This window comes from Cupriavidus sp. NPDC089707 (assembly GCF_044748965.1).
In the GTDB taxonomy this organism is placed as follows: Bacteria; Pseudomonadota; Gammaproteobacteria; order Burkholderiales; family Burkholderiaceae; genus Cupriavidus.
In genome coordinates this window covers 317,336-340,058 of record NZ_JBIVHB010000001.1, presented here as the reverse complement: position 1 = coordinate 340,058, position 22,723 = coordinate 317,336, and the positions used below count along the sequence as shown (strand labels likewise).

The window sequence follows — 22,723 nt, the reverse complement described above, 5'->3', positions numbered from 1 at the left end:
ATGGATTGATCCGCCGGGATTCCTCCCTTTCGGGCCACTCGGATCTTTCTGGCGCGAGATCCCCAGCGCACTACAATCCCATCCCATCCACGACCTAACCGACCCGCCGCGTCCATGCCCGCTCCCCGCCATGCCCTCGCCGACTTCGTGACCGCCCAGTGGCAGCGCCGCGGCTGGTTTGCCTGGGTCATGCTGCCGCTCTCCCTGCTGTTCGGGCTGGTGGCCCGCGTGCGCCGGCACGGCTACCGGCGCGGCTGGTTCAAGTCCACGCGGCTGCCGATGCCCGTGGTGGTGGTCGGCAATGTCACCGTGGGCGGCACCGGCAAGACGCCGGCGGTGATCGCGCTGGCCCACGCGCTGACCGAGGCCGGCTTGCGCCCCGGGGTGGTGTCGCGCGGCTACGGCGTGGAGCTGAAGCATCCGCGCCGGGTCAAGCCGACCTCGCAGGCCAGCGACGTCGGCGATGAGCCGCTGCTGATCGCACGCGCCACCGATGTGCCGGTGTGGGTGTTCCCGGACCGCGCGCTGTGCGCGCAGACCATGCTGGTGTCGCACCCCGGCGTCAACGTGCTGCTGCTCGACGACGGCCTGCAGCACTACAAGCTGCAGCGCGATTTCGAGATCGTGATGTTCGACACGCGTATGGGCGGCAACGGCCTGATGCTGCCGGCCGGCCCGCTGCGCGAACCGCTGACGCGCCCGCGCGACGCCACCCTGATCAACGATCCCAACTTCCGCGCCACGCCGGACCGCCCCGGCGTCTACGGCATGCGGCTGGAACTGGAAGACGCCTGGCAACTGAACGACCCGACCATGGCGCGGCCGGTTTCCACCTTTGCCGGGCGGCGCGTGCTGGCAGCGGCCGGCATCGGCAACCCCGAGCGCTTCTTCGCCAGCCTGCGCGGTGCCGGGCTGTCGCCGAAGACGCTGCCGCTGCCCGACCACTATGACTTTGCCGACGACCCGTTCGCTGGCAACGCCGACGCGCTTGATGCCGACGTGATCCTGATTACCGAGAAGGATGCCGTAAAATGCGAGCGCTTCGACGACCCGCGTATCTGGGTCGTGCCGACCAGGCCAGTGATCGACGCGGGCCTGATCGACAAAATCCGCAGCGCCGTGCTGGCGCATGTCAACACCGCACCGACCGCGCAGTCCGCGGCGGCCACGTCCGGCAACGCCGGGCGCAACGAGGAACACCGAGATGGACAACCGGCTGCTTGAAATCCTGGTCTGCCCGCTGTGCAAGGGCAAGCTGGAATACGACCGCGCCGCGCAGGAACTGATCTGCCACGTCGACAAGCTCGCATACCCGATCCGCGACGGCATCCCGGTGATGCTGGCCGACGAAGCGCGCCAGTCGGTGCCGGGCCGTGCCATCGACCCGGACGCGCCGGCGAATGGAAACTGAAGGCAACTGAAGACAACCAAGTCAGCACCATGACCGTCCCGGCCTTCACCGTCGTCATCCCCGCGCGGCTCGCATCGACCCGCCTGCCTGACAAGCCGCTGGCCGACATTGGCGGGCGCCCGATGATCGTGCGCGTGGCCGAACGCGCCCATGCGTCGTCGGCCCGGCGCACCGTGGTCGCCACCGACGCTCCGTCCGTGGCGCAGGCCTGCGCGGACCACGGCATCGAAGCCGTGCTGACCCGCGCCGACCACCCCACCGGCACAGACCGCCTGGCGGAAGTGGCCACGCAACTGGGCCTGCCCGACGACGCCATCGTGGTCAACGTGCAGGGCGACGAGCCGCTGATTGACCCGACGCTGATCGACGAGGTGGCGCTGCACCTGTCGCACCATGCCGACTGCGCCGTCGCCACCGCGGCCCACCCGCTGCACGACATCGCTGAAGTCTTCAATCCCAACGTGGTCAAGGTGGTGTGCGACGCCGCCGGACGCGCGCTGTATTTCTCGCGCGCGCCGATCCCGTGGGCGCGCGACGCCTGGGCGGGTGTGCCGGCCGTGCCCGCTGCCATGGCCCAGGTCCCGCTGCCGGCCATGCCGGTACTGCGCCATATCGGTCTCTACGCCTATCGTGCCGGTTTCCTGCGGCGCTTCCCGACCCTGGCCGCCGCGCCGCTCGAACAGACCGAGGCGCTGGAGCAACTGCGCGCGATGTGGCATGGCGAGCGCATCGCTGTGGTGGAAACCGCTGCCGCGCCGGCGCCCGGCGTCGACACCCCGGCCGACCTGGAGCGCGTGCGCGCACTGTGGGCCGAGTCGATGGCGCAGGACGGGCCCTGATCGTCCAACCCTGATCGTCACACTGCACGCCACCCAGCCCAGCCGCCCGCTCAGGTTCAAACTGCTGCAACCTGAACCAGGGGGCGGATTTCGGGCCGGATCAGCGCCGCCTCATGGCATAATGCTTGCCGATACAGAGCCGCCCCGGCTGTGCGCCAACGCGCCGCCGGCCAAGGCTCGGTGGGGAGATAAAGACAGAGCCCGACTGGTGCGCCGCGCCGCCATCCCCCTGGCAGCCGCCGCCGGACGTCCGCGTGGGCATGTGCCTGCGCCAAATGCCGTCAACATCCGACAAGACAGCAGTAAGTCTTGCGTCAAGTTGCGGCATTACCCTCCTTCTGATCTCCCGCCACACCAGATTCAAAACTCTGAGGACCCGTAAATGCGTTTGATCCTGTTGGGCGCACCCGGCGCCGGCAAAGGCACGCAAGCCAAGTTCATCTGCGAGAAGTTCGCCATTCCGCAAATCTCCACCGGCGACATGCTGCGCGCGGCGGTGAAGGCCGGCACCCCCCTGGGCGTGGAAGCCAAGAAGGTCATGGACGCCGGCGGACTGGTGTCTGATGACATCATCATCGGCCTGGTGAAAGACCGGCTGAAGCAGGACGACTGCAAGAACGGCTACCTGTTCGACGGCTTCCCGCGCACCATCCCGCAAGCCGAAGCCATGAAAGAAGCCGGCGTGTCGATCGACTACGTGCTGGAAATCGACGTCCCGTTCGACGCCATCATCGAGCGCATGAGCGGCCGCCGCGTCCACGTGGCCTCGGGCCGCACCTACCACGTCAAGTACAACCCGCCGAAGGCCGAAGGCATCGACGACGAAACCGGCGAAGCACTGATCCAGCGCGACGACGACAAGGAAGAGACGGTCAAGAAGCGCCTGGACGTCTATTCCCAGCAAACCCGCCCGCTGGTCGACTATTACTCGGACTGGGCCGCCAAGGGCGATGCCAGCGCCAAGGTAGCGCCGCCGAAGTACCGGAAAATCTCCGGCGTGGGTAACGTCGACGAAATTACCGCGCAAGTGTTTGACGCGCTGAAGTAATCCGTCGCCAAATGCGACAAGAAAAAGCGGCCTAAGGGCCGCTTTTTCTTTGGGCCCGCGCGCAGCGCAGCCGAAGGCGTTCCTATCATGGCGCCAGCAGCAGGCGGCCACTCACAGCTCTGGGCTCGTTCAATCACCGCGTCAATCCCGGCCACGGTGGCGCACCAAGGCGTCAGGCAGTCCTGCTTTGCAACGAAGTGAAGCCCCGTACGAAAACCGCCGCCCACTACGATAAGAGTGGCCGCCCGCAGGGCCGTAAACGCGTTTTCTGGTGACTCTTTGTCGCTCGGACAAAGAGTTACCCGCCCTTCAGGGCGGAACCGGGGCACATAAATCACCACCCGATGCCCGCATGGGCCCAAAACCCTTGCACAACAAACTCCGCCCCGTACAATAGTTGACGTTTACGTAAACGGAAACATCACCACAAAGGAGACACCGCAAATGCAAATCAAAGACAACGTCTTCATCATCACCGGCGGCGCCTCCGGCCTGGGCGCCGGCACGGCAACGATGCTGGCGGAAGCAGGCGCCAAAGTCATCATCGCCGACCTCAATGAGCAAACCGGCCAGTCCCTCGCCACCGAACTGAACGGCCAATTCATCCGCTGCGACGTCACCTCCGAAGCCGACGGCCAGGCCGTAGTCGCCGCCGCCCAGGCACTGGGCCGCCTGTCGGGCCTGATCAACTGCGCCGGCATCGCCACCGCCAACAAGACAGTAGGCAAGAACGGGCCGCATCCGCTGGATGCCTTCGACAAAACCATCCGCATCAACCTGATCGGCACTTTCAACATGATCCGCCTGGCGGCCGCCGCCATGGTCCAGAACACCCCTGACAGCGAAGGCGAGCGCGGCGTGATCATCAATACCGCCTCGGTGGCCGCCTTCGACGGCCAGATCGGCCAGGCCGCCTATGCCGCCTCCAAGGGCGGCGTCGTCGCCATGACCCTGGCCATCGCCCGTGACCTGTCCCGCGACGGCGTCCGCTGCATGACCATCGCCCCGGGCATCTTTGAAACGCCCATGCTGCTCGGCATGCCACAGGAAGTGCAGGACGCCCTCGGCAAGATGGTTCCGTTCCCCCCGCGCCTGGGCCGCCCGGCCGAATACGCCAAGCTGGCACGCGCGATCATCGAAAACACGATGCTGAATGGCGAAGTGATCCGCCTCGACGGCGCAATCCGGATGCAGCCGAAGTAATTGCTCGCGCGCTCAGCCGGGCAGCAGCATCACCAGCATCAGCCCCGGCGCCGCCGCCGGCACCAGCGTCAGCTGCTCGAACTGCAGCGCCCCCGATTGCGGATGCCGGACCCCCCGGCGCCCGCCCTCGCGGTCTTCCACATCCTGCGACAGCCAGGCGTCGCGGAAGGCCGCGCTCTCCCCCATCAGTCCATCGATCAACGCGCGCGTCGGCGCCTCGTCGGCATGGCGGATGCTGTGCGCGCGGAACTCAGCCACCAGCCGCGCGGCGCGGTGCGGCCAGTCTTCGACCAGCGCCTGCAGCGGCGGCGACAGGAACATCGCGCGCAGCAGGTTGCGCTCGCCGCAGGCGTCGTCGAGCCAGCCGGTGAACAGCCGCGCCGCGGCGTCATTCCAGGCCAGCGCGGTCCATTGCCGGTCTAGCAGGTAGGCCGGGCCCGAGACCGCATGCACGCTTGCCAGGACCGCAGGCGGAACGGCTTCGTCGGCGGCCTGCTGCGGATCGCGCCGGCCGGCAAGTTCAAACAAAAAGGCGCGTTCGGCGCGCGACAGCCGCAGTGCCGCCGCCAGGCTGGCCAACGCGCGTGCCGACATCGAGACCGGACGGCCCTGTTCGGCGATGTTCCCGCGGCGCTGGCTGAAGTGCGCCGCGTACTCAAGCCGGGCGGCAAGGTGGTGTTGATCGATATCACCGGGTCGGAGGATCCGTTGCGCGATACCTGGCTGCAGTCGGTCGAACTGCTGCGCGATCCGTCGCATGTGCGCGACTACACGCCGGCCGGCTGGCGCGCGCTGTTCGAGGCGGCGGGCTTCGCCACGCAAGGTATCAGCGTGTGCGAGCCCTGGCGCATCGGCATCGAGTTCGACAGCTGGGTCCAGCGCATGCGCACACCGCCGGTAGCGGTCGACGCGATCCGCCACCTGTGGCAGGTTGCGCCAGCCGAAGTGCGTGAGCACTATCGCGTGCAGGCAGATGGCAGCTTTGAACTGGAAGCGGTGATGGTCACCGCGCGCTGACCCGCAACACGGCAACGCTCAGGCCGCAGCGCCCATCGCGGGCGCCTCGGCACGAACCGTCAGGCGCCGCACTAGCGCCCACACCGCCGCCGCGGCCGGCGAGAGCGAGCGGTCCTCGCGCCGGACCATGACGATGCTGCGCTCTTCGCGCGGCACCAGCGGCCGCCACACCAGCGGCGACGCGGCGGGCAACGGCAGCGAGAAAGTGGGCAGCACAGAAGCGCCGATGCCGGCCTCGACCATGCCGAACACGCTGGCCGAGTGCCCCAGTTCCTGCACCACCTGCGGCGCCACACCGTGGCGCCCGAAGATGCGGTCGATCAGCGGCCGGCTGCCCGAGGCAAAGTCCAGCAGCACCAGCCGCATGCCATGCAGCGCCGACCACGGCACCGTCGCCGACTGCGCCAGCGGGTGGTCGCGCCGGCACACAAAGCAGAACGGGTCGGTCGCCACCGGCTCCACCGCCAGCCCTTCGCGCGCCAGCGGATCGATCAGCACGCCGAAATCGACGGCGCCGGCGCGGATCTGCTCGAGGCCGTCGGCCTGCACGTTGTCGCGCACGGTCAGGCGGATTTCGGGGTACTGCGCGGCGCAGGCGGCGACATACATCGGCATCAGCCGCGCGGAAATGGTCGGAGCGCCGGCTATCACAACGCGCCCACGATAGCGCTCACCTAACTGACGCGTTTCTTCGAGGGTGTCGTCGAGCTGGCCTAGCAGCCGCTCAAGCGCGGGCACCAGCGCATGGCCAGCATCGGTCAGCACCACTTCACGCGTGGTGCGGTCAAGCAGCTTGACGCCAAGTGCCTCTTCCAGCTCCGCCACGCCACGGCTGACGGCCGGTTGGGTCAGTCCCACCACGTCGGCGGCGCGGCTGAAACCGCCGCTGCTGGCCACCGCCAGGAAGACGCGCAGCTGGCGCAGTGTGTAATTCATGCAACGACCGGATAAATAGATTCTATAAATGAATTTGCATTCTAGACCCGGCTGGCGTCCAATACTAGGCAAAACCCTAACCAACCGCAGTCATGTCTCGCCTTTTTGCCAAGCTCAAGAAACTTTATGACCTGATCGACGGCTTCGTCCTCATCATGCTGACCGCCATCGCGATCGCCCTGGCGGCTCCGGAAATCGGCACCGGCAAGGGCCCGCTGCACCTGGGCGTGGTCACCAGCGTGGGCGTGGCCCTGGTCTTCTTCCTGCATGGCGCGGCACTGTCGCGCGACAAGCTGGTGGCAGGCGCCAAGAACTGGCGCCTGCATGCGTTCGTGCAGTCGTTCACCTACGTGGTCTTCCCGGTGGTCGGCGCACTGCTGATGCTGGCCCTGCACAATACGCTGCCGGCGGACCTGCTGCTGGGCGTGTTCTTCCTGTGCGCGCTGCCCTCGACGGTGTCGTCGTCGGTGGCCATGACTTCGATGGCGCGCGGCAACGTGTCCGGTGCGATCTTCAATGCCACCATCTCGGGCCTGATCGGCATGCTGGTCACGCCGCTGCTGATGGGGCTGGTGATCAGCGCCAGCGGCGCCTCGATGCCGCTGGGCAAGGCGCTCACCGGCGTGGCGCTGCAGCTGCTGCTGCCGTTCGCGCTGGGTCAGCTGCTGCGCCCGCTGATCGGCAGCTGGCTGGCGAAGAAGAAGCAGATCACCACCAAGATCGACCGCGGCGTGATCGTGCTGATCGTCTATTCGTCGTTCTGCGATGCGACTGCCGAAGGCTTGTGGCACCAGTACCAGTGGCAGACCATCGGCGCGGTGATGCTGATTGCCGCAGTGCTGCTGTTCGTGGTGCTGGGCTTCACCACGCTGACCGCCCGCCGGATGGGTTTCTCGGTCGAGGACGAAATCACCGCGGTGTTCTGCGGCTCGAAGAAGAGCCTGGCCAACGGCATTCCGATGGCAAAGATCCTGTTTGCCGGACATCCCGCGCTGGGGCTGCTGGTGCTGCCGCTGATGGTCTATCACCAGCTGCAGCTGATCGTCTGCTCGGTGATTGCCTCGCGCTATGCCAACCGCGATGCGCTGCTGGAGGACCGCGCCGCGGCGCGCGCCTGATCCGCGCCATCCGCCGTCGTCGCGCTCGCGCCGGCCCGCTGCAAGGCGTGCAACCCCCGAGGGTTGAGGAGTGGATATGGACGACGACCTCGATACGATGAGCCGCGAGCGGCTGATCGAAGAAGTGAAGGTACTGCGCGCGGGCATACGCCGCCATCGGGATGCTTCGGGTCACGGCCTGTGCTGGCACCATCCGGATCTGTGGGCGTTGCTGCCCGAGCCGGGCGACCAGGTCCCGACGGTTCCGGCGTGGCCCCAGTTCATGCGCGGCTGCGTGAAATACCGCGAATCGCTGGACCGGCAATGCCCTGATGCGCCACGCAGCGAGAAGGAATTCGGCGAGAGCTGACCTTGCGCCGTGGCGGCGCCACGGTCAGACCGACGGGTTCTTCGACAGCGGCGGATTCTTCGCGAAGTACGCCTTGATCCCGCGCAGGATGGCATTCGCCAGCTGTTCCTGGTGCGCGCTGTCGTTGAGCTTGCGCTCCTCCGCCGGGTTGCTGATAAACGCGGTCTCGATCAGGATCGACGGGATGTCCGGCGCCTTCAGCACCGCAAACCCGGCCTGTTCCACGTGCGCCTTGTGCAGCCGGTTGATGCCGCCGATCTCGCCCAGCACGGACTTGCCGACCTGCAGGCTGTCGTTGATCTGCGCAGTGGTGGACAGGTCCAGCAGCACGCGCGCAACCTGCGCATCCTTGTTGCCCATGTTGGCGCCGCCGATCAGGTCGGAAGCGTTTTCCTTGTTGGCCAGCCAGCGCGCCGCGGTACTCGAAGCGCCGCGCTCGGACAGCGCAAACACCGAAGCACCATTGGCTTCCGGCGACAGGAAGGCATCGGCGTGAATCGACACGAACAGGTCGGCCTGCACGCGGCGCGCCTTCTGCACGCGCACGTTCAGCGGCACGAAGAAATCCGCATCGCGCGTCATCATCGCGCGCATATTGGGCTGGGCGTCAATCTTGGCGCGCAACCGGTGCGCGATCTGCAGCACCACGTCCTTCTCGCGAGAACCAGCGGCGCCGATCGCGCCGGGGTCTTCGCCGCCGTGGCCGGGATCGAGGGCCACCGTCAGCAGGCGGCGCATCTTGAACGGGCGGTCGGCAGTCGGGTTGTCGCGCGCGACAGGGGGCACCACGGGCGCATCGGGCTTCGGCACCACCGGCGCCGAGGGCTTGGGCCGGGCGGCCACCACCGGCGGCGGCGGCGCGGTGGTGGCCGGCACTTCGCCCTTCTCGTCGAACTTGCGCACCAGCGCGCCGATGGCATCTTCCTCGGCACCGGCCGGGGCACCGGCGATGCTGTCCGGACCCGGGGCCGGGTCCATGGTGGCGAAGCGGCGCTGCTTGTCCTCGGTGTCGCGCACCAGTTTCCACAGCGGGTCGGGCGGGTTGACCGGGTACAGGTCGAACACCAGCCGGTTGCGGTAGCTGCCGATCGGCAAAAGCGTGAACACCTGCGGCGCCACGTTCTCCTTCAGGTCGAACACCATCCGCACCACGCGCGGGCGGTTCTGGCCGACGCGCACGGTCTGGATATACGGGTCGTTGGGGGTAATCTTGGCCACCAGTTCGCGCAGCGTGGGCGAGAGGTCCAGGCCTTCGATATCCACCACCAGCCTGTCCGGATCGCGAATCATCTGGTGCACCGCGGCCAGCGGCGAGTCGGATTCGATGGTGACGCGGGTGTAGTCCTCGGCCGGCCACACGCGCACCGCGACGATGCCGGCGCCGAACGCGATCTGCGGGCCGGCAAGCGTCAGCACGGCAGTGCCCGCGCCCAGCTTCAGCGCCTGCGACATCCATTTGCGGCGCGCCTGCATCAGGCCGTCGGGTCCATCGGGGCGGTCGGTGGCAAGTCGCTTGATCAGCATGCGTTCAGCAAGGTAAGTCCAGTGTGAGTATAGGCGCGCAGCGTCACGATTCGCCGCTCGCCGGCATCGCTTTGGCTGTCGTCCGGCCGTGCCATGTCCGATTGGAGCAACACAAGCAGGTCGGGTTCCCCCAGCAGGCGGCCCGCCTTCTCCGGCCATTCGACCAGGTTGAAGGCCGGTTCGGCGAAACAGTCGCGGAATCCCGCGTCGATCCACTCCTCCGGATCGGCGAAGCGGTACAGGTCGAAGTGGTAGACCGTCAGCGGCGAGCCGTCGGCGCGGGCCACCTCGTAAGGCTCGCACAGCGTGTAGGTGGGGCTGCGGACCTTGCCGGCATGGCCGAGCGCGCGCAGCACCGCGCGCGTCAGCGTGGTCTTGCCGGCGCCCAGGTCGCCGGACATCTGCACATGCACCGTGCGCGGCGGCATGGCCTGCACCGTGGCGGCCAGCGCGGCGCCCAGGCGCGCGGTGGCGGCTTCGTCGGGCAGCGTCAGTGTGCGTTCTTCGAGCAAGGGCATTGCGTACAATTCAGGAATGATCGACCCAGCAGTCAAGCCGCCGGCCAGCGCGCCAGGCGCGCACAGTGTTCCCGCAAGCGCTCCAGGGCAATCCGGCCAGGCCGGCCCGCGGGAGCTGGCGGCGCTTGCGGAGTCCATCCGCGCATGGGGCGCCGCGCTGGGTTTTGCGTCGGTGCGCATCGCCGACGTCGATCTTGGCCACGCCGAGCCGGGGCTTCTGGCATGGCTGGAGCAGGGTTGCCACGGCGACATGGATTATATGGCGAACCACGGCTTGCGGCGCGCCCGGCCGGCCGAACTGGTGCCGGGCACGGTACGCGCCATCGTGGCGCGCATGCCCTATGTCCCTGCCACCGAAACCCCACCGGGCGCGCCCGACTGGCGCCGGCGCGAACTGGCGCGGCTGGGCGATCCGGCCACCGCGGTGGTGTCGCTGTATGCGCGCGGCCGCGACTATCACAAGGTCCTGCGCAGCCGTCTCCAGCAACTGGCCAGCCGGATCGAGGCCGAAATCGGCAAATTCGGCTATCGTGTCTTTACCGATTCCGCCCCGGTGATGGAAGTGGCGCTGGCCAGCCAGGGCGGACTTGGCTGGCGCGGCAAGCATACGCTGCTGCTCGACCGCGACGGCGGCTCGATGTTCTTCCTGGGCGAGATCCTGGTCGATATCCCGCTGCCGGCCGATGCGCCCGAACCGGACCACTGCGGCAATTGCCACCGCTGCCTCGACATCTGCCCCACGCGCGCCATCGTCGCGCCCTACCGGCTCGATGCGCGCCGCTGCATCTCCTACCTGACCATCGAGCACAAGGGCCCGATCCCGGTCGAATTCCGCGCGCCGATGGGCAACCGCGTCTATGGCTGCGACGACTGCCAGCTGGCCTGCCCGTGGAACAAGTTTGCGCACGTGGCCAGCGTGCCGGACTTCGACGTGCGCAATGGCCTGGACGCGCCTGACATGGTGGCGCTGTTCCAATGGACCGAGGACGAGTTCAACCAGCGCCTGGAGGGCAGCCCGATCCGCCGCATCGGCCATGAGCGCTGGCTGCGCAACCTGGCCGTCGGGCTTGGCAACAGTCTGCGCGCGGCGCTTTCCGGCACCCGCGCGGAAGACGCCGCCCTGGCCGCGCGCATCCGCGAGGCGTTGCAGGCGCGGCGCGAGTCCGCTTCGCCGCTGGTGCAAGAGCACATCGACTGGGCGCTCGCACAAGGCGAACCGGCACGCACCCGCTGACCAAATCCAGCTGACCGAATCCAGCTGACCGAACCTAGCTGACCAGCGCCAGCCACAGCGGCGTGGTGACGATGGCCCCCACCGTCATCACCGAGATCGTCGCAGCTACCATTGGCCCGTTGCCGCCCATGCGCACCGCCAGGATATAGGCGCTCGACGCGGTCGGCAGCGAGGCATACAGCACCACGATCTGGTACTGCAGCGTGGTCAGCGGCAGGTGCCGGCCCACCAGCCAGGCCACGCACGGCATTGCCAGCAGCTTGACCCCGGTCCACCACGCCACCGGCCCCACCGTGCCGGTCGCCCCGCTCATCTGCAGCCCCGCGCCCACCGTCATCAGTCCCAGCGCGGTCGAGGCCGAACCAAGCCGGTTCAGCGTCATCGCCACCACCTCGGGCGGGTGCAAGCCCAGCAGGTTGGTCACGAGGCCGCCTGCGGTGGCCAGGATCAGCGGGTTGCGCGCCAGTTCCTTCCAGAGCGCGGTCTCGCCGTGCCGGGCCAGCGCCCACACCGCCGCCACGTTGCACAGCGGCACGGAGCAACCGACGATCACCGCCATCAGCGCGAGTCCCTCGCTGCCCCCCAGGCGAGACGCCAGCGCCAGGCCGATATAAGAGTTGAAGCGAAAGGCGGTCTGCAGGCCCGAGGCAAAACTCAGCGCATCGGGCTTCAGCACCCATTTGACGGCGTAGCCGCCAGCCATGCCGACGGCCATCGCCAGCAGGGCCAGACCCAGCATCGCCGAGGTTGAGGAGAAATCGAAGACCGCGGCATTGGTCGACTGCAGCAGCAGCGCAGGGAACAGCACAAAGTAGACCAGCCGCTCCACCCCGCCCCAGAAGGCGCGGTCGAAGGGGGAATAGCGCACCAGCAGCCAGCCGATCAGGATCAGGCTGAAGTCCGGCACCAGCAGGAGAGCAGAAGACATTGTCGTTGTTGTAGTGGCGAGGGCACGGCTCGTAATCTGCCAGGCATCCGGTCCGCGATCCCGGCCGCATGGGGGATGGAAATAACGGCTGGCGACCGGGAATGTGCAGACTAGGGCAGATACGGATAGGTATTTTTCCAGATTTAGGTCAGCATGGCATGCCAAGTTGTACGTCCTGCCGCCATGTTGTCCCGCATCCGTTCCGCGCCGCCAGGCCCGGACACCCGCCTTCGCTCCCGTTCACGCCCTGGCCTGCCTACCGGCCTGCGCTCGCGCGCGGCCGCCCTGCTGGTGATGCTGCTGTGCGCCACCCCTGCTGCCGGTGCCATGCCGGCGCGCGCCGTCGAGATGGAAGGGATCCGCTTCGACGATGCCGCGCGCGTGGGCGGCAAGGAACTGCAACTCAACGGCACCGCGCTGCGCGCGCGCTTCCTGACCAAGGGCTACGTAGCGGCGCTGTACCTGCAGGAAAAAGCCCGCAACGCGACCGTGGTACTCGGCACGCCGGGCGCCAAGCGGCTACAGTTGCGCATGCTGCGCGAGGCCGAACCGCCTGCCTTTGCCCGCGCCATCCGCCAGGGCATCCGCGACAACCACAGCGAATCGCAGATGCAGGGACTGGCCGCGCGGCTGGTACAGTTCGAGCGCACCCTTGGCGAGGTTGGCAACGCGCACAAGGGCGACGTGATCAACCTGGACTTTACCCCGCAGACTGGCACCGTCATCGCCATCAACGGCACGCCGCGCGGCCGTCCGATCCCTGGCGAAGACTTCTATCAGGCCGTGCTGCGAGTGTTCCTGGGCGACCGCCCGGTCGACCAGGACGTCAAGCGCGGACTGCTCGGCGGCTGACATGGCCGCCCTCTTTAACGCTGCCGCCGCCCGTGCCATTACCTGTGGCATCGCGACGGTTTCTTTGCTTCCGGGCAGCACCCTGCCCGGATTTCTGACGGGAGATATGACCTCATGCAAGCTGGCAAACTCGCTCTGACATTGGCCCTGGCCGCGGCCGCCACCACGGCGCACGCCCAGAGCTATCCGACCAAGCCGATCCGCCTGATTATTCCGTTCGCACCGGGCGGCACCACCGACATCGTCGGCCGCGGTGCCGCCGACCAGATGAGCCGCATCCTGGGCCAGCCGGTGGTCGTGGAAAACCGCGCCGGCGGGGGCGGCTCGATCGGTGCGGACGCGATCGCCAAGGCGGCGCCGGACGGCTACACCATCGGTATCTCGACGGTGTCGACCATGGCCGTGAACCCGGCCTGCAACCCCAAGCTGTCGTACGACCCGATCAAGGACTTCAAGCCCGTCACCAACCTGGCCAACGTGGCCAACGTGATCGCGGTCAACCCGAACTTCCCGGCCAAGGACTACAAGGAGTTCCTGGCCGTGCTGAAGGCCAATCCGGGCAAGTATTCGTACGCGTCGTCGGGCACCTGCGGCTTCGGCCACATGCTGGGCGAGCAGTTCAAGGTCTCGACCAAGACCTTCATGGTCCATATCCCGTACCGCGGCGCGGGCCCGGCGCTCAACGACGTACTGGCCGGCCAGGTGCCGATCATGGTGGACAACCTGCCGTCGTCCATGCCCTACATCAAGGCCGGCAAGCTGCGCCCGCTGGTGGTGGCCTGGAACAAGCGCCTGGACTCGCTGCCGGACGTGCCGACCTTCGGCGAAATGGGCCTGAAGGAGCCGAACGACCCGGCCTGGTACGGCCTGGTGGCGCCGGCCGGCACGCCTGACGACGTCATTAAGAAGCTGAACGACGCCGCGGTCAAGGCGCTGCAGGACAAGGGCTTCCAGGAGCGCCTGCGCACCGCCGGTGCCGAGCCGTCGGGCAATACGCCGGCGCAGCACGCGGCCGAGATCAAGAAAGAGTTCGACAAGATGAAGAACCTGGTGAAGGTGCAGAACATCAAGCTGGAGCAGTAACCCGGCTTGCAGCACTTGCCGCACTTGCAGAAGGCCGCCGGAAAGGCGGCCTTTCTTCTTGCCAACGCAAAAAGCACTAAAATCCAGCATTCTCCCCAGTCAGACCGCCATGCCTGCCACTTACGATGCCATCCTCCCTGCCCCATTCGGCAAGGTCGGCGTACGCACGGACGGCCCCCGCATCCGGGCCATCGTGTACCTGCCGGGGCACGTCGAAGCACGCGCGGCGGCCGATGCACTGGCGCAGGCGCTTGTAGCCCGGCTGGAAGCCCAACTGGAGGCCTACTACGCCAACCCCGACGCGCGCTTCGACCTGCCTCTCGCACCGGCGGGCAGCGATTTCCAGCAACGCGTCTGGCAGGCCATCGCAGCCGTGCCGCGCGGCGCCACCACCACCTACGGCACCATTGCCGAGGCCATCGGCGCGATGCCGCGCGCGGTAGGCCAGGCTTGCGGCCAGAACCCGTTCCCGATCGTGATCCCCTGCCATCGCGTGGTCTCGGCCCGCGGCATCGGCGGTTTCTCCCATCATGCCGAAGATGGTTTCCACCTCGACGTCAAACGCTGGCTGCTGCGCCATGAAGGCGCCATGCTGATATGAGCCCCGTGTCACGGACGGCAGCGGCGGACGCACCGCCGGACCTCGCCACGGCTCCCAGCGATACCGACGCCGCGCTGGTCAGCCGCTTCTGCGATGCGCTGTGGCTGGAAGACGGCCTGTCGCAGAACACCATCGACGCCTACCGGCGCGACCTGACCCTGCTGGCGCGCTGGCTGCGCCACGAAGGCCGTGGCGAGCTGCCGGGCGTGGACGACAGCATGCTGTCGGCCTACTTCAACGCGCGCCACACGCAGACGCGCGCGTCGTCGGCCAACCGCCGGCTGGCGGTGTTCCGGCGCTTCTACCAGTGGGCGCTGCGCGAGCACATCGTCGAAGCCGATCCCTGCCTGCTGCTGCGCCCCGCCAAGCAGCCGCCGCGCTACCCCAAGACACTGACCGAGGCGCAGGTCGATGCGCTGCTGGAAGCGCCCGACACCAGCACGCCGCTGGGCCTGCGCGACCGCACCATGCTGGAGCTGATGTACGCCAGCGGCCTGCGCGTGTCCGAGCTGACGCAGATGAAGACCATCGAGATCGGCCTGAACGAGGGCGTGGCGCGCGTGGTCGGCGGCAAGGGCGACAAGGAACGGCTGGTCCCGTTCGGCCAGCAGGCCGCCGACTGGCTGCGCAGCTACCTCGCCAGCGCGCGCCCCGCGCTGCTGGCCGGGCGCGCCTGCGACGCGCTGTTCGTCACGCAGCGCGGCGAAGGCATGACGCGGCAGGCGTTCTGGCACCTGATCAAGCGCCACGCGCGCGATGCCGGCGTGCACGCGCCGCTGTCGCCGCACACGCTGCGGCACGCCTTTGCCACGCACCTGCTCAACCACGGCGCGGACCTGCGCGTGGTGCAGTTGCTGCTCGGCCACGCCGATATTTCCACCACGCAGATCTACACGCACGTCGCGCGCGAGCGCCTGCGCGAGCTGCACCAGCAGCACCATCCGCGCGGCTGAGCAATACTGACGACACAGAGCGACACCATCGCCATGAGCAAGAGCAAGCACGTCTCCGAAACCCCTGCCACCCAGTTCCTGCGCATGCAAGGCGTGGCCTTCGGCGAACACCCTTATGAGTACGTCGAGCATGGCGGCACCGAGGAATCGGCGCGCCAGCTCGGCGTTCCCGAGCACGACGTGGTCAAGACCCTCATCATGGAAGATGAGCGCGCGCAGCCGCTGGTGGTGCTGATGCACGGCGACTGCTCGGTCTCGACCAAGAACCTGGCGCGCCAGACCGGGCGCAAGAGCGTGCAGCCGTGCAAGCCGGATGTGGCGCAGCGCCACAGCGGCTACCTGGTCGGCGGCACCTCGCCGTTCGGCACGCGCAAGCGCATGCCGGTGTATGTGGAGGCCACGGTGCTGGAGCTGGAGCGCATCTACATCAACGGCGGGCGGCGCGGTTACCTCGTCAGCCTGGATCCGAAGCTGCTGCAAGGACTGGTCGATGCACAGCCGGTCCAGTGCGCGCTTCCCGACTGAGGCACCTGCCAGGCGCCGCATCCTTCACCTGACGCCACCTGGTGCCACGCGCATGGCGGCCGCGCCTGCCAATCCGGGAAGTCACGGACGTGGTGAAGGCGCCGCCGCGCTACAATCCCGCCAGCTTGAAAACACCCCACTGCACATGGCCAACCTGCTTTTCGCCCTCGCCGCCTACCTGATCGGCTCGATTTCCTTTGCTGTAGTCGTCAGCAAGCTGATGGGGCTGCCGGATCCGCATTCGTACGGCTCAGGCAACCCGGGGGCGACCAACGTGCTGCGCACCGGCAACAAGAAGGCCGCGATTTTGACGCTGATCGGCGATGCGCTGAAGGGCTGGCTGGCGGTGTGGCTGGCGGCTCGCTTCGGCCCGGGCTATGGGCTGAATGAAACTGGCCTGGCCATGGTCGTGCTGGCGGTATTCCTCGGCCATCTGTTCCCGGTGTACCACCGCTTTGCCGGCGGCAAAGGCGTAGCCACCGCGGCCGGTATCCTGCTGGCGATCGATCCGATCCTGGGGCTGGCGACGTTGGCCACCTGGCTGATCATTGCGTTCTTCTTCCGCTATTCGTCGCTGGCGGCGCTGGTGTCGGCTATCTTCGCGCCGTTCTTTTATGTGCTGATGAATAGTGTGGATGTGATGGCTGGTGCCATCTTCGCGATCAGCGTGCTGCTGATCGCGCGGCATCGGCAGAATATCGCCAAGCTGCTGGCCGGCAAGGAAAGCCGGATCGGTGACAAGAAGAAGGTCTGAGCGGGTTACACTGCCAGCGCCGGCGTCCGGCGCGCGCTTTCCGCGGCCGGGCGCTGCCACGGCGGGTCTTTCCCGCTGATCCATGGCGGCGGGCCTGTCCCCGCCGTCCCATCGCGGCCGGCCAGGTACCGGCCCGTGCCAGGAGACGCACGCCGATGAGCGAAGCGCTTTGCTTTCTTTCCGCCGCTGAACTGCAGGCCCGCATCCGCCGCAAGGACATCTCTCCGGTCGAACTGATGGACGCCGTGCTGGCCCGCGCCGCACGGTTGCAGCCCGAGCTGAACTGCTTCATCACGCTATGTGCCGACGAGGCCATGGCCGCCGCCCGCGCCGCCGAGCAGGACGTGATGGCGGGCCGCCCCCTCGCTCCGCTGCATGGCATCCCTTTCACCGTCAAGGACATCGTCAACACGCGCGGCGTGCGCACGACCTTTGGCGCCGTTCCGATGCGCAGCAATGTGCCGGGCGAAGACGCTGTCTCGGTGGCACGCCTGCGCGCTCATGGCGCGATCCTGATCGGCAAGACCACCACGCCGGAGTTCGGCTCCAAGTGCCTGACCGATTCGCCGCTGTTTGGCCGCACGCGCAATGCCTGGCATGCGCAGCGCACCAGCGGCGGCTCGAGCGGCGGCGCCGCGGTGGCTGTGGCGAGCGGTATCGCGCCGCTGGCGGTGGCGACCGATGGCGGCGGCTCGACTCGCATCCCGGCAGCCTGCAACGGCGTGGTCGGCATCAAGCAGAGCCAGGGCGTGATCCCGCACAGCCAGGCGCAGGACCTGTTTGGCAACCAGACCTATGTCACGCCGACCACGCGCACGGTGATGGATACTGCGCTGATGATGCAGGCAATGGGCGGCGAGCATCCTTGCGACCCCTGGTCGCTGGGCGTGCCGGCCCCCGATTATGTGGCAGCCGCGCAGCCGCACGGCGACCTGCGCGGCGTGCGCATCCGCTATTGCCTGGCGCCGCCGGGCCGCGCGGTGGCCACCGATGTCACCGCGGCGTTCGAGGCCAGCCTGGAGCGGCTGCGCGAACTGGGCGCCGTGCTGGAGCCGTTTTCCGGCGACGGCTTTGAAGTCGAGCCAATCTGGCGCGCCATCAACCATACGGTCTGGCGCACCCGCTTCGCGCCGATCGTGGCCCAGCATCGCGAGGCCCTCAGCGCGACCTTTGTGCGGCAGGTGGAATCCGCCGCGCACGTGACCGGCATGGAATACCAGCAGGCCATGTTCGAGCGTTCGAAGCTGTTCCTGCGCGTGCAAGACCTGCTGGCGGATGCCGAACTGCTGGCGATGCCCACGCTCACGCGCACGGCCCTGCCGCTCGACCAGGACCTGTTCGGCCAGATCGAGATCGACGGCCAGCATTACGACAATGTGCGCGCGTGCTGGTTTCCGTGGACCATGCCGTTCAACATGACCGGCCATCCTGCGATCAGCCTGCCCTGTGGCTTTGGCAATGACGGCCTGCCCATCGGCCTGCAGCTGGTCGGCAAGTTCCGGCACGACGCTGACCTGCTGCAGGCCGCAGCGCTGTTCGAGTCCACGCACGACTTCCGCGGCCGCTGGCCCACGCTGCCATGAACACCCCTGTCCCGCGCCGCCAAACTCAACGCATCCCGAACGCCATGACTGCTGACTCCCGTTTCGCATGCGGCCTGCTGGCCGCAATGACCACCGCGGCTGCCGCAGCCGCCATTGCCGTCGCGGGTCCTGCCCGTGCGGCCGATGCCGAACCGATGCATATCATCGTCGGATACGCGCCCGGCGGCGCGGCCGACAGCCTGGCGCGCCTGTACGCCGAGCAACTGCGCCAGGACGGCCACGGCACCGTGGTGGTCGAGAACCGGCCGGGTGCGTCAGCACGGCTGGCGCTGGACTATGTGAAGCGATCCAGGCCGGATGGCAAGACGGTGTTCATCGGGCCATCGCCGCTGTTCACGATCTTTCCGCTGACGTACAAGAAGCTCGGCTACGACGCCGACAAGGACCTGGTGCCGGCGGCCGTGCTGACCGACGTGCCGACCGTAGTAGCCGCCGGGGTGCAACAGCCCTACCGGAACATGAAGGAATACCTGGAGTGGGCGAAGCGTAACCCTTCGGGCGCGAGCCTGGGCCTGGCAACCATCGGCAGCGCCGGGCACCTGGGCACGGTGGCGCTCGGCAAGGCGGCAGGCATCGCCATCACGCCAGCCGCCTATCGCGGCGCGGCGCCGATGCTGGTCGACGTGGTCAGCGGCAATGTGTCGATCGGGTGGGATGCTGTAGCCAGCATGATGCCGCTCTACAAGGGAGGCAAGCTGCAGTTCCTCGGCGTCAGTGGAACACGGCGGGCCAAGGCGTTGCCTGAAGTACCTACCATGAAGGAGCAAGGCTTCAGCCAGTATGAGTATGCGACAAGCTGGTATGGGGTGTTCGTGCCGGCAGGCACGCAGCCTGACGTGGTTGCCAAGGTTGAGAAGATGTTTATTGCGGCATCGGGGAATGCTGCTACGGCGGGCAAGCTGGAGGCGCTGGGGTTGGAGGTTGTGGCACGGCCGGGGCAGGAGGCGAAGCGCAGGATTCAGGTGGAGAGGGCTGCCTGGAAGCCGATTGTTGAGGCTACGGGGTTTGTGGCGGAGGAATGAGGGGATCTCTCTGTCTCTCTATCTCGCTGCGGCTAGGCATCTGGTGGCTATTTGATATGCCCGGTTCCGCCCTGAAGGGCGGGTAACTTTTTGTCCGAGCGACAAAAAGTCACCAAAAAGCGCGTTTTACTGCCCTGGGCGGGCGGCCACTCTTATCGTAGTGTGCTGGGGCTTTCGTGCGGGGCTGGGCTTCGTTGCAGGGTAGGACTGCCTGACGCCGTGGTGCGCTACTGTGGCTCGGCGTTGAAGCGATGTTTGAACGAGCCCAGAGCTGTGAGTGGCCCCTACTGCCAGCGGCAACGTAGGAACGCCTGCGGCTGCGCTGCGCGCCGGCAGCATCTCAGGTCAGGGCTCCTGGCACAGAACGCGTCTCTGCGCTCGCTAGACGCTATCGCTGATGAGCCACGGCGCCTGGGCCTGCACGCTGGTTTGCTCCCCTCTCCCGCTTGCGGGAGAGGGGCCGGGGGAGAGGGCCAGAGCCTCCACGAAGTGAATCAACCAGTTCGCTCGGGCCGGGCGCGGATCCTCATTAACGATAGCCATATCGCCAGCCCGGAAAAAACCGACTAGGACCCGCGCGTAGCGCAGCCGTAGGCGTTCTACCACGACGCCCGCAGCAGGGGCCACCCAACAGCTCTGGGCTCGTTCAAAAACTGCATCAATCCCAAACCACGGTAGCGCACCAAGGCGTCAGGCAGTCCTACCCTGCAACGAAGCCCAGCCCCGTACGAAAGCCCCTGCACTCTACGATAAGAGTGATCGCCCGCAGGGCCGTAAATGCGCTTTTTGGTGACTCTTTGTCGCTCGGACAAAAAGTTACCCGCCCTTCAGGGCGGAACCGGGCATATCAAATATCCACCAGGTCCCCAGCCGCAGCCCCAATCCCACCCATATCAAGCCACAACCCCAAACACCATCTCCACCCTAAACCCACCCCCGTCAGCATTGACCAGATTGAGCTTCCCCCCAGCCTGCCGCACCAGCCGATCCACAATCGCCAATCCCAACCCGGAATGCGCATTACCGCCCCGAGCGGGGTCCAGCCGCACGAACGGCAGCGTGACGCGCTCCTTGTCCTCTTCAGGAATCCCGGCCCCCTGGTCTTCGACCACCAGCAAATAACCATTGGCTGTACGCGTCGTAGCGATGCACACCGGCGGCTTGCCATAGGCATAAGCATTGTCAACGAGGTTGCCGATAATCCGGTCCAGCTGCGTAGCAATCATCCGGAACCCATCCCCCGCCCCCAGCGACAACACCACCTGCCGCTCCTGCTCAGCCAGCGAAGCCGCCAGTTCGTTGACCCGCCGGTCCACCGGCACCGGCCGCGCCTTCGATTCACTGGTCTGTGCGAAACTCAAGAACTGCTCGACAATCGCCTGCATCGAATCGACGTCGCGGGTAACCCCCGCCGCAGCCTTGGGATCAGACATCATCTCCGCTCGCAGCCTCAGCCTCGCCAGCGGCGTCTTCAGGTCATGCGCGATGCCCGCCAGCATCGTATTCCGCTCCTGGTCGATGCGTGCAAGATCCGCCACCATGCGGTTGAAGCGCTCGATCAACTGCCGCAATTCATGCGGCCCGCGCTCGCGCAAAGGCGGCACCTCGCGCTGGCGCGACAGCAGTTCGGCCGCATTGGCCATGTCCCGCACCGGCCGCTGCAGTTGCCACGCGATCAACAGCGCAAACACGATCGCCACGCCCACCACCAGCATCACGCCCGGCACCAGGCGGTTATCCGGCGGCGGGTTGTGGACCCAGAGAATCGGCATGGCGATCCAGTCGTCGCGGCTCGGCAGCTTGATCCAGATGCGCGGCGTGGTCTCGTCCTCGAGCCGGATCTCGGTGCCCTGCGGCAGCCGGGAGATGAACTGTTCGACCAGGCGGCGCGAGCGGCCGCCCTTGGGCGCGGTGGCGTGCTCGTCGGCGCTCGCGGTATCGGCGGTCTCCACCAGGCTGGGCAGCTTCGCCGGCGGGCGCGCATCGAGGGCGCGCTCGATGCTGTCGAGCTGGAACAGCATCTGCTCCACGGAATAGTCGACCTGCTGCTGGCGCCGGTCCATGCGCAGGATGGCCAGCCACGAGAAGTGGCTGATGACGAGCACGGCCGCGATCAACAGGGCAATGCGGCCGAACAGGGTGTCGATACGTCGCAACTTCATCAGGAAGCAGGCTCGGGTGGCACGCGGCGGCAAGTCCGGCGATAAGGCGGCCAGCCGCCGCGCGCTTTAATCGGAAAGCTCGGCGGGAATCTCTTCCGCTTCATCGGGCACGAAGGTGTAGCCGCGGCCGCGCACGGTCTGGATATAGCGCGGGCGCTGCGCGTCTTCGTCCAGCAGGCGGCGCAGGCGCCAGATCTGCACGTCGATGCCGCGGTCGCTGATGCCGCTGGCGCTGCCGTACATCAGTTCGACGATGCGCTCGCGCGACAGCACTTCAAGCGGATGCATCAGCAGCAGCTTGAGCAGCGCGAATTCGGTATCGCTGATCGACTGCGGCTGGCCGGCGCGAATCAGCGTGCGCTGGCGGAAATTGACGCGGAACGGGCCGAACGCGACCGATTCGCGGTCCTCTGGCGCCGCGGCCGGGCGGGCCAGCTTGCGGCGCAGCACGGCGTTGATGCGCGCCAGCAGCTCGCGCGGCGAGAAGGGCTTGCCGAGGTAGTCGTCAGCACCGATCTCCAGGCCGACGATGCGGTCGATCTCGTCGCTGCGGGCTGTGAGCAGGATCACCGGGATGTCGTCGTTCTTGGCGCGCAGGTTGCGCAGCGCGGTGAGGCCGTCGACCTTGGGCATCATCAGGTCGAGCACGATCAGCGCCGGCCGTTCGCGCTCCAGGCGCGCCTGCAGGCCATCGCCGTCGTGCAGCACCGAGACGGCAAAGCCCTGCTGGGTCAGGTACTCGCGCAGCAGGTCGCGAAGTTCGGGATCGTCGTCGACGACGAGGATCTGGGTAGGCTGGTTCGTTCGCATAGGCACATGATAATCAGCCCGGGCGGCGCACATGCCGGATCGGCCGGGCGGTTTTGTTTCCGGAGGTTACACCTGGGGCGCTGGTAATCCTCTGTAATAAAAGCGCCGGGCGCCGAAATACGGGCGTCCGCGCCCGCACATTATCCTTGCCGCATGACTTGCCGTCGGCGCCGCTCCATGCGCGCCGCACGGCACTTGCCGGCACGCCGGCGGCCCTTGGGCGCGCTGCCCC

At 67.3% G+C, this 22,723-nt stretch carries 23 protein-coding genes and 1 pseudogene; 17 read left to right on the top strand and 7 right to left on the bottom strand.

What is annotated here, in order from left to right; genetic code table 11:
* Positions 1-114: 114 nt before the first annotated feature.
* The 5 genes from lpxK to ACIP1U_RS01595 all read left to right on the top strand — a co-directional run bounded on the left by lpxK (position 115) and on the right by ACIP1U_RS01595 (position 4,501).
* Complete coding sequence (lpxK, locus tag ACIP1U_RS01615; RefSeq protein ID WP_400310874.1) at positions 115-1,224, top strand: tetraacyldisaccharide 4'-kinase; 1,110 nt, start codon at positions 115-117, stop codon at positions 1,222-1,224.
* Positions 1,205-1,411 carry a Trm112 family protein gene (locus ACIP1U_RS01610; protein ID WP_342914908.1) on the top strand — a complete coding sequence of 69 codons (207 nt, stop codon included), beginning with the start codon at positions 1,205-1,207 and terminating at the stop codon, positions 1,409-1,411. Before lpxK ends, ACIP1U_RS01610 begins: the two co-directional genes overlap by 20 nt.
* A gap of 29 nt (positions 1,412-1,440) precedes the next feature.
* On the top strand, positions 1,441-2,250 hold the full coding sequence (kdsB, locus tag ACIP1U_RS01605) for a 3-deoxy-manno-octulosonate cytidylyltransferase (protein ID WP_400310871.1): 810 nt from the start codon (positions 1,441-1,443) through the stop codon (positions 2,248-2,250).
* A gap of 382 nt (positions 2,251-2,632) precedes the next feature.
* The gene (gene adk / locus ACIP1U_RS01600) at positions 2,633-3,298 is read left to right on the top strand and encodes an adenylate kinase (RefSeq protein WP_400310868.1); all 666 of its coding nucleotides are present in this window, start codon (positions 2,633-2,635) and stop codon (positions 3,296-3,298) included.
* 444 nt (positions 3,299-3,742) lie between these two features.
* Positions 3,743-4,501 (top strand): 3-hydroxyacyl-CoA dehydrogenase, encoded by a 759-nt coding sequence (locus ACIP1U_RS01595; RefSeq protein WP_400310865.1) that lies wholly within the window; start codon positions 3,743-3,745, stop codon positions 4,499-4,501.
* 12 nt (positions 4,502-4,513) lie between these two features.
* Here ACIP1U_RS01595 and ACIP1U_RS01590 read toward each other — a convergent pair whose 3' ends face one another.
* Complete coding sequence (locus ACIP1U_RS01590; RefSeq protein ID WP_400311733.1) at positions 4,514-5,230, bottom strand: XRE family transcriptional regulator; 717 nt, start codon at positions 5,228-5,230, stop codon at positions 4,514-4,516.
* Between ACIP1U_RS01590 and ACIP1U_RS01585 the strand changes: the two are divergent.
* Positions 5,120-5,518: pseudogene (locus tag ACIP1U_RS01585) on the top strand (methyltransferase domain-containing protein); the annotation flags it as partial. The gene ACIP1U_RS01590 and the pseudogene ACIP1U_RS01585 overlap by 111 nt on opposite strands.
* A gap of 18 nt (positions 5,519-5,536) precedes the next feature.
* Here the strand turns inward: ACIP1U_RS01585 and ACIP1U_RS01580 are convergent.
* Entirely contained in the window at positions 5,537-6,454 is a 918-nt protein-coding gene (locus ACIP1U_RS01580) for a LysR family transcriptional regulator (RefSeq protein ID WP_400310864.1), read from the bottom strand.
* A gap of 92 nt (positions 6,455-6,546) precedes the next feature.
* Here ACIP1U_RS01580 and ACIP1U_RS01575 point away from each other — a divergent pair, with 92 nt between their 5' ends.
* Both ACIP1U_RS01575 and ACIP1U_RS01570 read left to right on the top strand, forming a co-directional pair.
* Positions 6,547-7,572 (top strand): bile acid:sodium symporter family protein, encoded by a 1,026-nt coding sequence (locus ACIP1U_RS01575; protein ID WP_400310861.1) that lies wholly within the window; start codon positions 6,547-6,549, stop codon positions 7,570-7,572.
* 76 nt (positions 7,573-7,648) lie between these two features.
* Complete coding sequence (locus tag ACIP1U_RS01570; RefSeq protein ID WP_400310859.1) at positions 7,649-7,921, top strand: hypothetical protein; 273 nt, start codon at positions 7,649-7,651, stop codon at positions 7,919-7,921.
* Between the two features lie 24 nt (positions 7,922-7,945).
* Here the strand turns inward: ACIP1U_RS01570 and ACIP1U_RS01565 are convergent, their stop codons facing one another.
* Both ACIP1U_RS01565 and tsaE read right to left on the bottom strand, forming a co-directional pair.
* On the bottom strand, positions 7,946-9,445 hold the full coding sequence (locus ACIP1U_RS01565) for an N-acetylmuramoyl-L-alanine amidase (protein WP_400310857.1): 1,500 nt from the start codon (positions 9,443-9,445) through the stop codon (positions 7,946-7,948).
* Positions 9,439-9,963, bottom strand: a complete 525-nt coding sequence (gene tsaE / locus ACIP1U_RS01560; protein ID WP_400310854.1) for a tRNA (adenosine(37)-N6)-threonylcarbamoyltransferase complex ATPase subunit type 1 TsaE — start codon at positions 9,961-9,963, stop codon at positions 9,439-9,441. Before tsaE ends, ACIP1U_RS01565 begins: the two co-directional genes overlap by 7 nt.
* Before the next feature lie 16 nt (positions 9,964-9,979).
* Here tsaE and queG point away from each other — a divergent pair, with 16 nt between their 5' ends.
* A complete protein-coding gene (gene queG / locus ACIP1U_RS01555; RefSeq protein ID WP_400310851.1) occupies positions 9,980-11,197 on the top strand; it encodes a tRNA epoxyqueuosine(34) reductase QueG in 1,218 nt (405 codons plus the stop codon).
* Between the two features lie 34 nt (positions 11,198-11,231).
* Here the strand turns inward: queG and ACIP1U_RS01550 are convergent, their stop codons facing one another.
* Positions 11,232-12,125, bottom strand: coding sequence for an AEC family transporter (locus ACIP1U_RS01550; RefSeq protein WP_400310850.1), 894 nt, complete (start codon positions 12,123-12,125; stop codon positions 11,232-11,234).
* A gap of 183 nt (positions 12,126-12,308) precedes the next feature.
* Between ACIP1U_RS01550 and ACIP1U_RS01545 the strand changes: the two genes are divergently transcribed.
* From ACIP1U_RS01545 to ACIP1U_RS01510, 8 genes are all read left to right on the top strand, one after another.
* Positions 12,309-12,977, top strand: a complete 669-nt coding sequence (locus ACIP1U_RS01545) for a chalcone isomerase family protein (protein ID WP_400310847.1) — start codon at positions 12,309-12,311, stop codon at positions 12,975-12,977.
* Positions 12,978-13,091: 114 nt separating this feature from the next.
* Positions 13,092-14,060, top strand: coding sequence for a tripartite tricarboxylate transporter substrate binding protein BugE (locus ACIP1U_RS01540; RefSeq protein WP_400310844.1), 969 nt, complete (start codon positions 13,092-13,094; stop codon positions 14,058-14,060).
* Positions 14,061-14,169: 109 nt separating this feature from the next.
* Entirely contained in the window at positions 14,170-14,661 is a 492-nt protein-coding gene (locus ACIP1U_RS01535; protein ID WP_400310840.1) for a methylated-DNA--[protein]-cysteine S-methyltransferase, read from the top strand.
* A complete protein-coding gene (xerD, locus tag ACIP1U_RS01530; protein ID WP_400310837.1) occupies positions 14,658-15,614 on the top strand; it encodes a site-specific tyrosine recombinase XerD in 957 nt (318 codons plus the stop codon). The genes ACIP1U_RS01535 and xerD overlap by 4 nt, the downstream gene beginning before the upstream one ends.
* 33 nt (positions 15,615-15,647) lie before the next feature.
* Entirely contained in the window at positions 15,648-16,139 is a 492-nt protein-coding gene (locus tag ACIP1U_RS01525; RefSeq protein WP_400310834.1) for an aminoacyl-tRNA deacylase, read from the top strand.
* A 145-nt stretch (positions 16,140-16,284) separates the two neighbouring features.
* Entirely contained in the window at positions 16,285-16,893 is a 609-nt protein-coding gene (gene plsY / locus ACIP1U_RS01520; protein ID WP_400310831.1) for a glycerol-3-phosphate 1-O-acyltransferase PlsY, read from the top strand.
* A 155-nt stretch (positions 16,894-17,048) separates the two neighbouring features.
* Complete coding sequence (locus ACIP1U_RS01515; RefSeq protein WP_400310828.1) at positions 17,049-18,476, top strand: amidase; 1,428 nt, start codon at positions 17,049-17,051, stop codon at positions 18,474-18,476.
* An 86-nt stretch (positions 18,477-18,562) separates the two neighbouring features.
* Complete coding sequence (locus ACIP1U_RS01510; RefSeq protein ID WP_400311730.1) at positions 18,563-19,519, top strand: tripartite tricarboxylate transporter substrate-binding protein; 957 nt, start codon at positions 18,563-18,565, stop codon at positions 19,517-19,519.
* An 893-nt stretch (positions 19,520-20,412) separates the two neighbouring features.
* Here the strand turns inward: ACIP1U_RS01510 and ACIP1U_RS01505 are convergent.
* Together ACIP1U_RS01505 and ACIP1U_RS01500 are read right to left on the bottom strand one after the other, a co-directional pair.
* The gene (locus ACIP1U_RS01505; RefSeq protein WP_400311727.1) at positions 20,413-21,681 is read right to left on the bottom strand and encodes an ATP-binding protein; all 1,269 of its coding nucleotides are present in this window, start codon (positions 21,679-21,681) and stop codon (positions 20,413-20,415) included.
* Positions 21,682-21,747: 66 nt separating this feature from the next.
* Complete coding sequence (locus ACIP1U_RS01500; protein WP_400310825.1) at positions 21,748-22,491, bottom strand: response regulator; 744 nt, start codon at positions 22,489-22,491, stop codon at positions 21,748-21,750.
* Positions 22,492-22,723: the final 232 nt, after the last annotated feature.

What these genes read in the sequence shown, in the direction of transcription:
- lpxK (WP_400310874.1), top strand. Translation starts at nt 115, where the DNA reads ATGCCCGCTCCCCGCCATGCCCTCGCCGACTTCGTGACCGCCCAGTGG.
- ACIP1U_RS01610 (WP_342914908.1), top strand. Translation starts at nt 1,205, where the DNA reads ATGGACAACCGGCTGCTTGAAATCCTGGTCTGCCCGCTGTGCAAGGGC.
- kdsB (WP_400310871.1), top strand. Translation starts at nt 1,441, where the DNA reads ATGACCGTCCCGGCCTTCACCGTCGTCATCCCCGCGCGGCTCGCATCG.
- adk (WP_400310868.1), top strand. Translation starts at nt 2,633, where the DNA reads ATGCGTTTGATCCTGTTGGGCGCACCCGGCGCCGGCAAAGGCACGCAA.
- ACIP1U_RS01595 (WP_400310865.1), top strand. Translation starts at nt 3,743, where the DNA reads ATGCAAATCAAAGACAACGTCTTCATCATCACCGGCGGCGCCTCCGGC.
- ACIP1U_RS01580 (WP_400310864.1), bottom strand. Translation starts at nt 6,454, where the DNA reads ATGAATTACACACTGCGCCAGCTGCGCGTCTTCCTGGCGGTGGCCAGC.
- ACIP1U_RS01575 (WP_400310861.1), top strand. Translation starts at nt 6,547, where the DNA reads ATGTCTCGCCTTTTTGCCAAGCTCAAGAAACTTTATGACCTGATCGAC.
- ACIP1U_RS01570 (WP_400310859.1), top strand. Translation starts at nt 7,649, where the DNA reads ATGGACGACGACCTCGATACGATGAGCCGCGAGCGGCTGATCGAAGAA.
- ACIP1U_RS01565 (WP_400310857.1), bottom strand. Translation starts at nt 9,445, where the DNA reads ATGCTGATCAAGCGACTTGCCACCGACCGCCCCGATGGACCCGACGGC.
- tsaE (WP_400310854.1), bottom strand. Translation starts at nt 9,963, where the DNA reads ATGCCCTTGCTCGAAGAACGCACACTGACGCTGCCCGACGAAGCCGCC.
- queG (WP_400310851.1), top strand. Translation starts at nt 9,980, where the DNA reads ATGATCGACCCAGCAGTCAAGCCGCCGGCCAGCGCGCCAGGCGCGCAC.
- ACIP1U_RS01550 (WP_400310850.1), bottom strand. Translation starts at nt 12,125, where the DNA reads ATGTCTTCTGCTCTCCTGCTGGTGCCGGACTTCAGCCTGATCCTGATC.
- ACIP1U_RS01545 (WP_400310847.1), top strand. Translation starts at nt 12,309, where the DNA reads ATGTTGTCCCGCATCCGTTCCGCGCCGCCAGGCCCGGACACCCGCCTT.
- ACIP1U_RS01540 (WP_400310844.1), top strand. Translation starts at nt 13,092, where the DNA reads ATGCAAGCTGGCAAACTCGCTCTGACATTGGCCCTGGCCGCGGCCGCC.
- ACIP1U_RS01535 (WP_400310840.1), top strand. Translation starts at nt 14,170, where the DNA reads ATGCCTGCCACTTACGATGCCATCCTCCCTGCCCCATTCGGCAAGGTC.
- xerD (WP_400310837.1), top strand. Translation starts at nt 14,658, where the DNA reads ATGAGCCCCGTGTCACGGACGGCAGCGGCGGACGCACCGCCGGACCTC.
- ACIP1U_RS01525 (WP_400310834.1), top strand. Translation starts at nt 15,648, where the DNA reads ATGAGCAAGAGCAAGCACGTCTCCGAAACCCCTGCCACCCAGTTCCTG.
- plsY (WP_400310831.1), top strand. Translation starts at nt 16,285, where the DNA reads ATGGCCAACCTGCTTTTCGCCCTCGCCGCCTACCTGATCGGCTCGATT.
- ACIP1U_RS01515 (WP_400310828.1), top strand. Translation starts at nt 17,049, where the DNA reads ATGAGCGAAGCGCTTTGCTTTCTTTCCGCCGCTGAACTGCAGGCCCGC.
- ACIP1U_RS01510 (WP_400311730.1), top strand. Translation starts at nt 18,563, where the DNA reads ATGACCACCGCGGCTGCCGCAGCCGCCATTGCCGTCGCGGGTCCTGCC.
- ACIP1U_RS01505 (WP_400311727.1), bottom strand. Translation starts at nt 21,681, where the DNA reads ATGAAGTTGCGACGTATCGACACCCTGTTCGGCCGCATTGCCCTGTTG.
- ACIP1U_RS01500 (WP_400310825.1), bottom strand. Translation starts at nt 22,491, where the DNA reads ATGCGAACGAACCAGCCTACCCAGATCCTCGTCGTCGACGACGATCCC.